This window comes from Achromobacter sp., from assembly GCF_049647645.1.
In the GTDB taxonomy this organism is placed as follows: Bacteria; Pseudomonadota; Gammaproteobacteria; order Burkholderiales; family Burkholderiaceae_B; genus Achromobacter.
The window spans coordinates 1-12,062 of record NZ_JBARYB010000168.1 but is presented as its reverse complement, the minus strand read 5'-3'; the positions used below and the strand labels follow the sequence as shown (position 1 = coordinate 12,062).

14 protein-coding genes are annotated in these 12,062 nt (G+C 64.8%); 5 read left to right on the top strand and 9 right to left on the bottom strand.

Annotated elements, in window-relative coordinates:
• Positions 1 to 682, bottom strand: a 682-nt coding sequence (locus WBB14_RS19865) for a LysR family transcriptional regulator (protein ID WP_424241353.1), incomplete at its 3' end; no start/stop codon positions are given.
• 130 nt (positions 683 to 812) lie between these two features.
• Here WBB14_RS19865 and WBB14_RS19860 point away from each other — a divergent pair.
• Entirely contained in the window at positions 813 to 1,796 is a 984-nt protein-coding gene (locus WBB14_RS19860) for a bile acid:sodium symporter family protein (protein ID WP_424241352.1), read from the top strand.
• 106 nt (positions 1,797 to 1,902) lie between these two features.
• Here WBB14_RS19860 and WBB14_RS19855 read toward each other — a convergent pair whose 3' ends face one another.
• The 4 genes from WBB14_RS19855 to WBB14_RS19840 are packed head-to-tail and all read right to left on the bottom strand — an operon-like array spanning position 1,903 to position 4,949.
• A complete protein-coding gene (locus tag WBB14_RS19855) occupies positions 1,903 to 2,229 on the bottom strand; it encodes a rhodanese-like domain-containing protein (RefSeq protein WP_424241351.1) in 327 nt (108 codons plus the stop codon).
• Between the two features lie 43 nt (positions 2,230 to 2,272).
• Positions 2,273 to 2,737 carry a chromate resistance protein ChrB domain-containing protein gene (locus WBB14_RS19850; RefSeq protein ID WP_424241350.1) on the bottom strand — a complete coding sequence of 155 codons (465 nt, stop codon included), beginning with the start codon at positions 2,735 to 2,737 and terminating at the stop codon, positions 2,273 to 2,275.
• Between the two features lie 21 nt (positions 2,738 to 2,758).
• The gene (locus WBB14_RS19845) at positions 2,759 to 3,958 is read right to left on the bottom strand and encodes a chromate transporter (RefSeq protein WP_424241349.1); all 1,200 of its coding nucleotides are present in this window, start codon (positions 3,956 to 3,958) and stop codon (positions 2,759 to 2,761) included.
• A 25-nt stretch (positions 3,959 to 3,983) separates the two neighbouring features.
• A complete protein-coding gene (locus tag WBB14_RS19840) occupies positions 3,984 to 4,949 on the bottom strand; it encodes a chromate resistance protein ChrB domain-containing protein (protein ID WP_424241348.1) in 966 nt (321 codons plus the stop codon).
• Positions 4,950 to 5,079: 130 nt separating this feature from the next.
• Between WBB14_RS19840 and WBB14_RS19835 the strand changes: the two genes are divergently transcribed.
• Positions 5,080 to 5,358: a metal-sensing transcriptional repressor gene (locus tag WBB14_RS19835; protein WP_424241347.1), complete on the top strand. Its 279-nt coding sequence runs from the start codon at positions 5,080 to 5,082 to the stop codon at positions 5,356 to 5,358.
• Positions 5,359 to 5,369: 11 nt separating this feature from the next.
• The gene (locus WBB14_RS19830; protein WP_424241346.1) at positions 5,370 to 6,260 is read left to right on the top strand and encodes a nickel/cobalt efflux transporter; all 891 of its coding nucleotides are present in this window, start codon (positions 5,370 to 5,372) and stop codon (positions 6,258 to 6,260) included.
• On the opposite strand, the gene WBB14_RS19825 is transcribed toward WBB14_RS19830, so the two are convergent.
• Both WBB14_RS19825 and WBB14_RS19820 read right to left on the bottom strand, forming a co-directional pair.
• Positions 6,257 to 6,649, bottom strand: a complete 393-nt coding sequence (locus WBB14_RS19825) for a Rieske (2Fe-2S) protein (RefSeq protein ID WP_424241345.1) — start codon at positions 6,647 to 6,649, stop codon at positions 6,257 to 6,259. The two genes, WBB14_RS19830 and WBB14_RS19825, sit on opposite strands and share 4 nt — an antisense overlap.
• A 52-nt stretch (positions 6,650 to 6,701) precedes the next feature.
• Positions 6,702 to 8,507, bottom strand: coding sequence for an ABCB family ABC transporter ATP-binding protein/permease (locus tag WBB14_RS19820; RefSeq protein ID WP_424241344.1), 1,806 nt, complete (start codon positions 8,505 to 8,507; stop codon positions 6,702 to 6,704).
• A 342-nt stretch (positions 8,508 to 8,849) separates the two neighbouring features.
• Here WBB14_RS19820 and WBB14_RS19815 point away from each other — a divergent pair, with 342 nt between their 5' ends.
• The gene (locus WBB14_RS19815; RefSeq protein ID WP_424241343.1) at positions 8,850 to 9,677 is read left to right on the top strand and encodes an aldo/keto reductase; all 828 of its coding nucleotides are present in this window, start codon (positions 8,850 to 8,852) and stop codon (positions 9,675 to 9,677) included.
• Between the two features lie 39 nt (positions 9,678 to 9,716).
• On the opposite strand, the gene WBB14_RS19810 is transcribed toward WBB14_RS19815, so the two are convergent.
• Both WBB14_RS19810 and WBB14_RS19805 read right to left on the bottom strand, forming a co-directional pair.
• Complete coding sequence (locus WBB14_RS19810; RefSeq protein ID WP_424241342.1) at positions 9,717 to 9,902, bottom strand: hypothetical protein; 186 nt, start codon at positions 9,900 to 9,902, stop codon at positions 9,717 to 9,719.
• Positions 9,899 to 11,074 carry a PepSY-associated TM helix domain-containing protein gene (locus WBB14_RS19805; protein ID WP_424241341.1) on the bottom strand — a complete coding sequence of 392 codons (1,176 nt, stop codon included), beginning with the start codon at positions 11,072 to 11,074 and terminating at the stop codon, positions 9,899 to 9,901. Before WBB14_RS19805 ends, WBB14_RS19810 begins: the two co-directional genes overlap by 4 nt.
• 189 nt (positions 11,075 to 11,263) lie before the next feature.
• On the opposite strand from WBB14_RS19805, the gene WBB14_RS19800 reads away from it, so the two are divergent.
• Positions 11,264 to 11,977, top strand: a complete 714-nt coding sequence (locus WBB14_RS19800; RefSeq protein ID WP_424241340.1) for a metallophosphoesterase — start codon at positions 11,264 to 11,266, stop codon at positions 11,975 to 11,977.
• Positions 11,978 to 12,062 lie beyond the last annotated feature (85 nt).

Here is a 12,062-nt window from a genome sequence, read left to right as displayed (position 1 = left end):
CCGTGATACCCAGGCCGGCGCGGGCGGCCGCCTGGCAGCCCGCGTAGCTGGTGCTGGTGCATACGATCTGCCAGCTGCGGCCGGCGCGCGCCAGCGCGTCCAGCGCCAGGGCGCGCGTCACGCTGGGTTCGCGCAGCAGGATCAGCGGCAGCGGCTCGCCGGGCGCCACGCGCAGGCCTTCCTTGGCCTGCCACAGCAGGGCCTCCTTGTGCAGGGTCTGGCCGCGGCGGTCGCCCTTGCGGCGCTTGCCTATCATGACGTCCAGGCCGTTGTCGTCCAGCAGCTTGTAGAGCTCGCTGGTGACGCCGATGGTCAGGTCCAGTTCCACCTCGGGGTGGGCCAGCCGGAAAACGGCCAGCACGTCGGGCAGGGGACCCATCGCCAGGTCGTCCGAGGTGCCCAGGCGCACGCGTCCGCGCAGGCGCGGCGCGTCGAACAGGCGCTCGGCCCGCTCGTGCGCGTCCAGGATGATCTGCGCATGCACCAGCAGGCTGCGGCCGTCGCTGGTGAGCGCCAGAGAATGCGTGTCGCGCTGGAACAGGCGGCGGTTCAGGGCCTGTTCCAGCTGGCGGATGTGCTCGCTGACCGTGGGCTGGGTCAGGCCCAGCCGCCGGGCGGTTTCGGTGAAGCTGGGCGCGGCGGCGGCGGCAGTGAAGGTCTTGAGCCACAGGGGATTGAGCATCGCGGCCTGGTAATAGAAGTTTCCGATGACAGTTAAAGTACCCAGTGGCCTTCACGATGGCAAGAGGCGCGCCTATAGTTTTCCGCAACCTGTACGAAAGTTTTCCGCAACCTGTACGAAATTCCCTGCCATGCGCCGCTTCCTGCCCGACCAATTCACGCTCATCCTGATCGCCACGGTGGTCTTCGCCAGCTTCTTCCCGGCCGTGGGCCAAGGCGCGGCGTTCATGACCGTGGCCAGCAACATCGCCATTTCGCTGCTGTTCTTCCTGCATGGCGCGCGCCTGTCCACGGACGCCATCGTGGCGGGCGTGAAGGACGTGCGCCTGCATGCGCTGATCCTGGCCTGCACCTTTTTGCTTTTTCCGGCGCTGGGCCTGGGACTGCGGGCGCTGTTTCCCGGCCTGTTGACGCCGTCGCTGTGGCTGGGCGTGCTGTTCGTCTGCACCCTGTCTTCCACCGTGCAGTCGTCGATCGCCTTCACCTCGATGGCGCGCGGCAACGTGCCGGGCGCGATCTGCGCGGCGACGGCATCGAACCTGCTGGGTACGGTGCTGACGCCGCTGCTGGTGGCGGTGCTGCTGCACCGCCAGGGTGGGGGCCACGGGCTGGCCGATGCCGGCCGCATTCTGCTGCAGCTGCTGCTACCGTTCGCGGTGGGCAGCCTGCTGCGTCCCTGGATCGGCGCCTGGGCCCAGCGCAACAACCGCACGCTATCGAAAGTGGACCGCAGCTCCATCCTGCTGGCCGTCTACACCGCCTTCAGCGAGGCAGTGGTGCAGGGCATCTGGCACGCGTTCCCGGCGATAGACCTGGCCTCCATGGTGCTGGTGAACGCCTTGCTGCTGGGCACGGTGCTGCTGGTCACTACCTGGGGCAGCCGCAAACTGGGGCTGTCGAAGGAAAACGAGATCACGCTGGTCTTCTGCGGCTCAAAGAAGTCGTTGGCCTCCGGGATTCCGCTGGCCACCGTGCTGTTCGGCACTTCGCAGATGGGGGTGGTGGTGCTGCCGCTGATGGTCTTCCACCAGATGCAGCTGATGGTCTGCGCGGTGCTGGCGCGCCGCTACGCGGAACGGCAGGCGCCGGCTGAGGCCGCGGTGGCGCGGGCTTGAGCGCGCAAGGGCGCGGCCGAGGCGTGCTGCTTCAAGTGCCGATGTGCATTGGCGGTGGGAACGCGGAGTCATGAGAATCGAAGACCTGGCCTGATTGCGTCGCAAGTTACTCCTTGATGGGTTCCACACTCTGCCCGACAGAGCGCCAGGCTTCTATTCCGCCGAGCAGATACCTGGCGTCGATGCCCATCGCCCGAAGGGCGGCAGATAGTCCCTGGCTTAGCTCGTGGCCATGGGCGCAATAGATGATGGCGGGTTGCGCGGCGGGTACTGTGTCCTTCCATTCCAGCCACAAAGCGGGGTCGAGCCATTGGCTGTTGGCGATCGCAACGCCATCCTCCTTGAGCCTGAGTTTGCGTCGTACATCGATCAACGTATGGGGAAATCCGGCATTGCGCCAGAGCGTCAACTCAGGAACGGATATGCTTTGCATGAGAGTCTCCGCAAAGATGCAGTAGTTCAGCGGGGATCGCCTCTTATGCCATCGGCATGAGCGGTGGCCAGCGGTGCGTTTCTCCTTGGCACGACTGGCACCAGGCATAGAGAGCGTCGTACATGACCATGCCATGGCCAAGCATGACGTGGTCGTTGGCGTACAAGTGCGACAAGCCCAGCGACAGTGCGTACAGTCCGCCTGACTGCGGGGTCAGGTCCAGGCGCGAAGTGTCGGCGCCGCGAACGATTATGGCCATTTGCTGCAGCGCCGGATTGTCCGCCAGCCTGTACTTTTCGAGGAAAGCGTCAAAGCTGCACAGCTCTCCAATGTGCGAAAGCTCCACGCCAGGAATGTCGTAGGGAATGGCGGCGGTTTCCTTGGCGAGGCGTAGCACATCCCCCGCCGGCACGTAGAGAAAATCTGGCGTTTCGTCGATAAACCGGGCGATTAGCCATGGGCAGGCGATGCGGTCGATCTTGGGCCGTTCACGAGTGATCCATTGCATGATGAACTCCTGGAAAAGCACTTAATGCAGCAGCGGATAAACCGCCAAGCCGATCATCGCCGCGCCAGCAACAATCATCGGCTCGGACAGTTTTTTGAAGCACAGCAGCAATAGCACTGCAGCCATTGCCAACAGCAATGTCGGCACATCGACGATCGTGCGCCGGGCGATAACGATGACTGCGCCCACGATGGCGCCGATCGCAGCGGCCGTCACGCCATCGACGAAGGCGAGAATGCCGGGCAGTTTTCCGTACTTCTTGAAGTACGGCGCCGGGATGATGGTGAACAGATAACAAGGCAGAAAGGTAGCCAAGGCCGCCACACAGGCTCCGGGCAAGCCCGCGACCAGGTAGCCGATGAAGCCGACCGTGATTACAACGGGTCCTGGCGTGATCATGGCTACCGCTACGGCATCGACGAACTGTTTGTCATTGAGCCAGTGGAAGTCGGTAACCACGCTGCCATAGAGAAACGGCACGATGGCCAGCCCGGAGCCGAAGACGAAAGCTCCCGCCTTGGCGAAGAACAATCCGATCTGCCAGAGCAACGGCCAGTCCAGCGTGCTCAGCGTAGCCCCCGCTGGCACGGATACCGTTGCTACTGCCGACAGATGACCGGACTTCAGCCATCTGGGCGGCGCGCGCCAAAACCAGACCAGCAGACCTGCCGCCAGAAACAGCCAGGCTATTTCGGATTCGGCAATGACAGTGACGACCGCCAGCGTCAGATAGATGGCCCACAACAGCTTGTCCTTGCCGACGCTCTTGGCAGTCAGCTTGAAGCCGCTGATGGCAATGATGCCGATCACCGCAGCGCTCACGCCGTAGAACACGGCTTGCATCCAGGCCAAGCCGCCAAAACGCATATATGCCCACCCCAGGGCGACGACCATGAAGAACGACGGCAGGACGAAGGCGATCCCCACCAGCGTGGCGCCCAGAATGCGGTAATGCACGTAGCCGAGGTAAATGGCGAGCTGCGCGGCCAGAGGACCTGGCGCGAGCTGGGCGAGCGCCAAACCTTCCTTGTAGTCGCCGTCGGTGATCCAGCCTCTGCCCTCCACCAGATCGCGGCGCATATAACCGGCCAGGGCAACCGGCCCCCCAAAACCCATGGTCCCTAGCCGGATGAAATACCGGACTAGTTGCCAGAGGGTATAGGCTGGTTGGGCGACAAGCGTTGCCGCATTGTCGCGGGCGGATGCTTGGGAGGGATTCATGGTTGCGCTCTTGAACAGAGGACAGTCAGGTCCTACGCCCACCGGAGAAATGGGCGTACAGGGAATCCAGTACGGTGCCGGCTTCGAGCAGCAAGGCATCGTCGTCGGGCAGGCGTTTGCGAGCGCCGGCCAGGATGGCTTCAAAGCCTGCGGCTTCCGGCACCGTGGCACCACCCACGTCGAGCGCATGTACCAGCGTTCCCAACAGCGCGAGGCCGCGATTGTCCTCCAGGCCGAAACTGGCAAGCAGGACCTCGAACGACACCCGATCGCCGACGTGCGTGAATGTGGCGCCGTCGAAATCGAATCCCAGGGCGTCGGCCGGGCAGTCGGCCGGGGTTTCCAGCCATAGAAAGCGCGCGGAAGGGTCAATGAAGCGCCGGATCAGCCAAGCACAGGCAACGCGATCAACCCAGAGATGGCGTCGGGTCGCCCAGATGCGTCCCCGATGGTTCATGGGATCGCGGCGGGCTATGCCGCCCATCGATGCGTGGGGTTCGCCGGGCGACAGGAGGGATTCGATGGCATTGGCGAAATCGCGCTGCTGCGCCTGCGCGCGCAGCGACGTTTCACCCGGGAAGAAATCAATGCGGCGCAATGCCTGGTAGCTGCGTTCGTAGCGGCGCAACAGACGGTTGAGCTCCGTCGCCTTCAACTCAGCCAGCGTCTGGCGCGCCTGGGCCAGTTCCGCCAGCCAGGCATCGTAGTCGGCCGAACGGTCGAACAGGGCCCGGAACGAGGTGGACTCGTCGTTGTCCTGGGCCTGGACCCGCAGCAGCCAAGCCTGACCGCCTTCTTCGCTTGTTTCGGCGGCCAGATCGGTCAGTTGGAGCGCCTGCTCGGCGTGCGCCGGCAGCAGATAGGCGCCGTCGCGCAAGGCTGCGCACCCCAACGCCTTGAGCTTGCGCCAGATGCGCATTCGCGCCGTGGCGCCGTCGGTGGGCAGGCTGACGATAAGCAGCAGCCAAGAGGAGGCAAGTGGCGTATCCATGGTATGCAGAATATGAAAGCATCGCTATCTCTGCAATCATGTAGATATCGCTACAAACCGGTATCTCCTTTTCCTGATCGGCGACATGGTTTCCTTAATCATATCCCCCTGGGGGGGATATGATGACGCCATGAATAAACCCGATCCTCATCATCATCACGATGCCGTCGCCAAGCGCCTCAAGCGAGCTGAAGGCCATTTGCGCAGCATCCTGACAATGATGGAAGAACATCGTCCCTGCCTTGAATTGGCCCAGCAGCTGCATGCGGTCGAGCGCGCCATTTCCCAGGCCAAGAAGGTCCTCATCCAAGACCATATCGACCATTGCCTGCAGGATGCGGTGGGCGAGTTGGACCAGGACAGACAGCGCGCGATAGACGAATTCAAGGAAATCACCAAGTACCTCTAAGAGCGCCATCCATGCTGTCGTTTTCCGATTTGATTGCCCGGGGTGCTTCGCATGCCTGGCTGTTTATTCCCAGCGCCATCCTGCTGGGCGCGCTACACGGGCTGGAGCCCGGCCACTCCAAGACGATGATGGCGGCGTTCATCGTGGCGATCAGGGGGAGTGTGTGGCAGGCTGCGCTGCTTGGAACCACCGCGACCATTTCGCACACCTTGATTGTGTGGGGTATCGGGTTGGGCGGCATGTATCTCTGGCGCGGAGTCGCTGCGGAGGAACTGGAACCATACTTCCAGCTGGCGTCCGGAGTGATCATCGTGCTGATCGCTGCATGGATGTTCTGGCGGACCTGGCGCGATCAGCATGGCGCAAGCCACGAGCATCATCATCACGGCCATCATCACCACGACCATCGCAATGGCCACGGGCATGCCCACAGCCATGACGTCGCATTCGCGGAGGCAGATCAACACCAGCATGATCAGCGCCACGAAGCGCTGCGAGGACTGGACGTCGCGGGCGTAGGGTATCAGGACGCCCACCAGCTTGCGCATGCCAATGACATCCGGCGGCGCTTCACCAACCGGAACGTAACCAACGGACAGATTGCGCTGTTTGGCCTGACCGGCGGGCTCATTCCTTGCCCCGCGGCAATTACGGTACTCCTGCTGTGCCTGCAGTTGAAAGAATTCACGCTCGGAGCGGTGCTGGTGCTGTGTTTCTCGATCGGACTGGCCATCACGCTGGTGACGGTCGGCGCCGTGGCGGCGCTAAGCGTACGCCAAGTCGACAAGCGTGTTCCGTGGTTTAGCGCGGTCGCCCAGCGGGCTCCGTATCTTTCCAGCCTGCTAATCATCGCCGTGGGCATCTATGTGGCGATGAATGGGTGGCTGGGCATCGGGGGCTAGTCGTCGGCCCCGTCTTCCAGCGGACGGATCTTGCCCGCCGGCTGCCAATAGACCGCGCCGTCGCGTTCCTCGACCGCCAGCACGGTCAAGCGGCCATTTTTACAGGGCCCGCCCACGCACAGGCCGGTGTCCGGCTGGTAGGTGGCGCCGTGGCGCGCGCACATGATCAGGTCGCCGGCGCGGGTGAAGAAGCTGCCTTCCCAATCCAGTTCCACGCCGACGTGGGCGCAGCGGTTCAGATAACCGTGCACGCGGTCCTGGTAGCGCACGAAGAAGGCGGTGGTCCGGCCCGCCGCGTCGGACACGGGGATTTTCACGCCCAGGCCGCCGTTGGCGAGGTCGGAGGAGGCACAGATGCGGACGGCGGGGGCGGGGTTCGGATCCTGCATGGGTAGCCTGGAATGCAAAAGGGTGCGATGTTCGGACAGGGCGCCGGGCTTGTCAATCCGGCGCGCCGGCCTGGGCGCTTTCCTGCTGGCGCGCCCACATGCTGGCGTAGACGCCGCCTTGCGCCAGCAGCTGCGGGTGGCGGCCGCGTTCGATGATGCGGCCCTCGCCCAGCACGATGATCTCGTCCGCGTCCGCCACGGTCGACAGGCGGTGGGCAATGATGAGGGTGCTGCGGCCCTGGCTGACTTCGCGCAGATTGGCCTGGATTTCACGTTCGGTGTGGCTGTCCAGCGCGCTGGTGGCCTCGTCGAACAGGAAGATGGCTGGATTTTTCAGGATGGTGCGGGCGATCGCCACGCGCTGCTTTTCGCCGCCGGACAGCTTCAGTCCGCGTTCGCCGACCATGGTCTGATAGCCGTCCGGCATGGCCATGATCAGGTCGTGGATGTGCGCCAGGCGCGCGGCCGCCTGGATCTCGCTTTCGGTTGCGCCGGGGCGGCCGTAGCCGATGTTGTAGAGGATGGTGTCGTTGAATAGTACGGTGTCCTGCGGCACCACGCCGATGGCGGCCCGCAGGCTGGCTTGCGTCACCTCGCGCACGTCCTGGCCGTCGATGAGGATGGCGCCGCCGTCGGCGTCATAGAAGCGGAACAGCAGGCGCGCGATGGTCGATTTCCCCGCGCCTGACGTGCCGACGACGGCCACGGTCCTGCCGGCCGGGATGGTGAAGCTGACGCCTTTCAGGATGGGCCGGCGCGTGTCGTAGCCGAAATGCACGTCGCGGAACTCCACCTCGCCGCCCGTCACGCGCAAGGGCTGGGCATCAGGCCGGTCGGCCACTTCGCGGTCCTGTCCCAGCAGTTCGAACATGCGCTCCATGTCGATGATGGCCTGCTTGATCTCGCGGTAAACGAAGCCGAAGAAGCTCAGCGGCTGGTACAGCTGCAGCAGGTAAGTGTTGACCAGGACGAAATCCCCCAGCGTGTAGCGGCCCTCGGCGATGCCGCTGGCGGCCATCCACATGACCAGGGTGAGGCCCACCGAGATGATGGCGGCCTGGCCGACGTTGAGGACGGACAGGCTGACCTGGCTGCGCACGGCGGCGCGCTCGTAGCGGGTCAGCGAGGCGTCGTAGCGGCGGGCTTCGTGTTCCTCATTGCCGAAGTACTTGACCGTCTCGTAGTTCAGCAGGCTTTCGATGGCCTTGGTGTTGGCCTCGGAGTCGGTCTCGTTCATCTGGCGCCGGAACTTGGCGCGCCATTCGGTGACGAGCAGCGTGTAGGCCATGTACAGCGTGACGGTGGCGCCGGTGGCCAGTGCCAGCCAGATGTCGAACATCTTCCACAGCACCAGGCAGACCAGCCCGATTTCGAAGAAGGTCGGCAGGATGCTGAAGAGCAGGAACGACAGCAGCGTCTGGATGCCCTTGGTGCCGCGTTCGATGGCGCGGTTCAGGCCGCCGGTCTGGCGCGTCAGGTGAAAGCGCAGCGACAACGCGTGCAAGTGGCGAAAGACTTGCAGGCCGACCGCGCGGATGGCGTGCTGCCCGACCCGGGCGAAGATGGCGTCGCGCAGTTCCGAGAACAGCAGCGACAGCACCCGGGCGGTGCCGTAGGCCAGGATCAGGCCCAGCGGCACCGTGACGGCGCCCGGCGCACCCTTGCCCAGCTCGTCGATGGCCTGCTTGTACAGCAGGGGGACATAGACCGTGGCCGCCTTGGCCGCGAACAGGCATAGCAGGGCCGCGACCACGCGCGTCTTCAGGCCGGTTTCGCCGGGCGGCCAGAGGTAGGGAAAGAGGGTGCGCAGGGTGGAGAAACCGCCGCGGCGCTCGGGCCGCGTGTCAGGAGCGTTCATGGTCAGGGCCGGGAGGGTTATGCATGGGCCGGCGGGCCGTCGGAAGCGCATTATCGGCTACGGGCGGCATTTCTGCCGCGGGGCCGCGGCAGGGGCGGAAATGGCTGCTTTGGCGGGGGGCATTCAAGGAATGGGCGGCTGTGGGGGTATTATCGGCCTCACGGCCCCTGGGATGTGTAGACCTCTCCCGGGGGTTTTCAATCCGGCATGGTGACTCGGGCGCAGCCTGGCGGGCCCGTTCTTTACTGTCTCAACCAAGGATGAAGCCTGGCTGCCCCTTGGTTGCGCGACCCGGCGCATATTCGCCGCGCGGACGTCGCGTCGCAAGCTACGGAGGGTCTTATGGCGAAAGTACCCGCAGTGAAATTGAACGACGGCAGCAAGATTCCCCAGCTGGGCCTGGGCGTCTGGCAGGTGCCGAACGATCAGGCGGCCGCAAGCGTGAAAGAGGCGCTGGCGGCCGGCTACCGCTCGGTGGACACCGCGGCCATCTATGGCAACGAGGCTGGCGTGGGCGAGGGCCTGCGCGCGGCCGGCGTGGCGCGCAAGGATCTGTATGTCACGACCAAGCTCTGGAACGACAGGCACGGCTACGACGAGGCCCACAAAGCCATGGACGAGAGCCTGGAAAAGCTGGGCCTGGCCTATGTGGATCTGTACCTGATCCATTGGCCCGTGGCTGGCAGCGCGAAGTTCGTGGATGCCTGGAAGGCCATGATCGAAATGAAGGAAGACGGCCGCGCGCGTTCGATCGGCGTGTCCAATTTCACCCAGGCCAACCTGGAACGGCTGATGGACGCGTCCGGCGTGACGCCGGCGGTGAACCAGGTCGAGCTGCACCCCGGCTTTACCCAGCGCGCGCTGCGGGACTTCCACGCCAGGCATGGCATCGCGACGGAGTCATGGAGCCCCCTGGCCCAGGGCGGCGTGGCCAAGGACAAGGTCATTCTGGAACTGGCTAGGAAACACGGCAAATCGGCCGCCCAGGTGACGCTGCGCTGGCACCTGCAGAACGATCTGATCGTGATTCCGAAGTCGGTGACGCCGGCCCGCATCCGCGAGAATATCGACGTCTTCGACTTCGAGCTGTCGGCGGCGGACATGGCCGCCATCGACGGCATCAAGGAAGGCGGACGCCTGGGCCCGGACCCGGAAGTGTTCGGCAAGTAGCCGTATTGAGCGCGGGCGGCGCCTGGCGCGCCGCGCGCGCTACGGCTTCAGCGGAAACACCCAATAACGTGCGATCACCGCCAGCAGGATGGCCAGGGCGGTCCAGGACGCCCAGTGCCAGCCTCCCGTGCCCAGCAGCGCGGCCAGCAAGCCGAACACGCTGAGCACGCCCAGCAGGATCGGGGCGCCCCAGACAAACATGAAACCACGGCCAGTCTTGCTCATGCGGGAGTCCTTTTCGGAATGGCGGCGGCCTGGTGTTTGCGCACGAGTTCGGCGATGCGCGCCTCGGTGGCGCGGCGGCGGGCCAGCCAGAGATAAAGGCCGCTGACCAGGACCACGATCGTGATGACGTCCAGCAGCGCCCAGATGATCTTCAAGGGCAGGCCGCCATAGTCGCCGAAGTGCAGCGGACGCGAGACTTCCAGCGCGGTCAGGTACCAGGGCATCTTGGCCACGGTGGTCAGTTCGCCGGTCTTGCCGTCCACCAGCACGGGCGTGTTGAGCTTGGAGGTCAGCGGCGTGTCGCCGCGCATCCAGGCGATGTAGTGGTGGGGGCTGCCGAAGGCGTTGCCGGGGAAGGCGATGAAGGACACTTCGTTGCCGGGCAGGGCCTGGCGGGCCGTATCGGCGGCGGCGTGGGCCGAGGCCAGTTCGGTGGGTACGGTCTGGCCCTTGTAGGGTTCCAGGATGCGCACCAGTTCGGTCGACTGCCACAGGCGGAACAACGGCGTGGACAGCTCGTTGATCACGCCGGTGACGCCCACCACGAAGGCCCAGACCAGTGTCACGATGCCCAGCAGATTGTGCAGGTCCAGCCATTTCAGGCGGGTCGAGCGGGTGGCGCGCACGGTGCCGAACTCCAGCTTCTTCATGAAGGGGCCGTAGAGCACCACGCCGGAAACGATGGCCACGCAGAACAGCAGCCCCATGAAGCCCAGGAATAGCTCGCCGGGCAGCCCCGCGAACAGGTCCACGTGCAGCGCCAGCATGATGCCCATGAAGGAAAACTTGTCCTGCGTGTAGAGCGGGCCGTCCAGCAGCACGTCGCCGGTGCGCGCGTCCATGCGCACGGCATGGCCCGACACCTGGCCGTCGCCGGGCGTTTTCGCCATGCCCACATAGACTTGCGGCTCGTCGGGGTCGAAGAACAGGTAGTCGACGACTTCGCCCGGATACATGGCGCGGGCGCTGTCGACCAGCTGGTCCAGGTTGGCGCGCGGGGTCGAGGCCGGCACGTCGGACAGCGGCTTGCCATCGTCGAGCCAGTGTTCGATCTCGTGGTGGAACACCAGGGGCAAACCGGTAAGACAGATGATGAGCAGGAAGATCGTGCAGACCAGGCTGGTCCACTTATGGACCAGGTACCAGGTTTTGATGGTGGACGCGGCAGTCATGGGGAGGGCGGGGGCGTGGTGCGCGGCCCTTGCAGGCGCGGGTTGGAGAAAGCTGGATATTATCGCGAATAATATCGATTCTCGTAACCAAATTTTGACCATGGCCTGGCAAGGGGGACGGCCGGGGCGGCTTGAAAGCGGGTTAAAAAGAGGGATCAAGCATCAACCCAGTGGTAGCCCCGGATCATCATGGAGCAGCGTTTTCTCAAAGTCCCGCGCAACGAGCTAGGCCGCGATTTCGCGGTGGGCGACCTGCATGGGCATTTTTCCCGCCTGCAGCAAAGCCTGGACCAGCTGGGCTTCGATCCGTCCAGGGACCGCCTGTTTTCCGTCGGCGACCTGGTGGACCGCGGCCCGGAAAGCGAGGCCGCGCTGGAGTGGTTGGCCCGGCCCTGGTTTTACGCCGTGCAGGGCAATCACGAGGATTACGCCATCCGACACGTGCGCACGGGACAGGTGGACGTGGGCAACTGGCGCGGCTACGGCGGCGGCTGGTTCCTGGACCTGTCCTCGGATCGGCAACAGGTTTTCGCCGATGCCTTCGCGCAATTGCCCATCGCCATCGAGGTCGAAACCCTGGAGGGCGCGGTGGGGCTGCTGCACGCCGATTGCCCGGTGCTGTTCTGGCCGCGGCTGGAATCCGCCCTGCAGGACCGCTACCGGCGCACCAGCGCCGCCTGCCAGTGGTCGCGCGACCGCCTGCGGCAGATGGACCGCACCGGCATCCGCGGCGTGCGGGCGGTAGTGGCGGGGCACACGCCGGTACCGGCGCCGCTGCTCTTGGGCAACGTCTACCACATCGATACCGAGGGCTGGAAGTCCGGTTACTTCACTTTCCTGGACTTGGAATCCCTGCGGGCCTGGCCGCGCGAGGTCGTGACCGAACTCGCGGAGCAGGAATAGCAGGCTTGGAATCCCGGCGGCTGGCGCCGGGAGCGGTCACAGCGGCCGGGCGGCCACCGGGCCGGCGCCGCTGACGGCGCTGGCG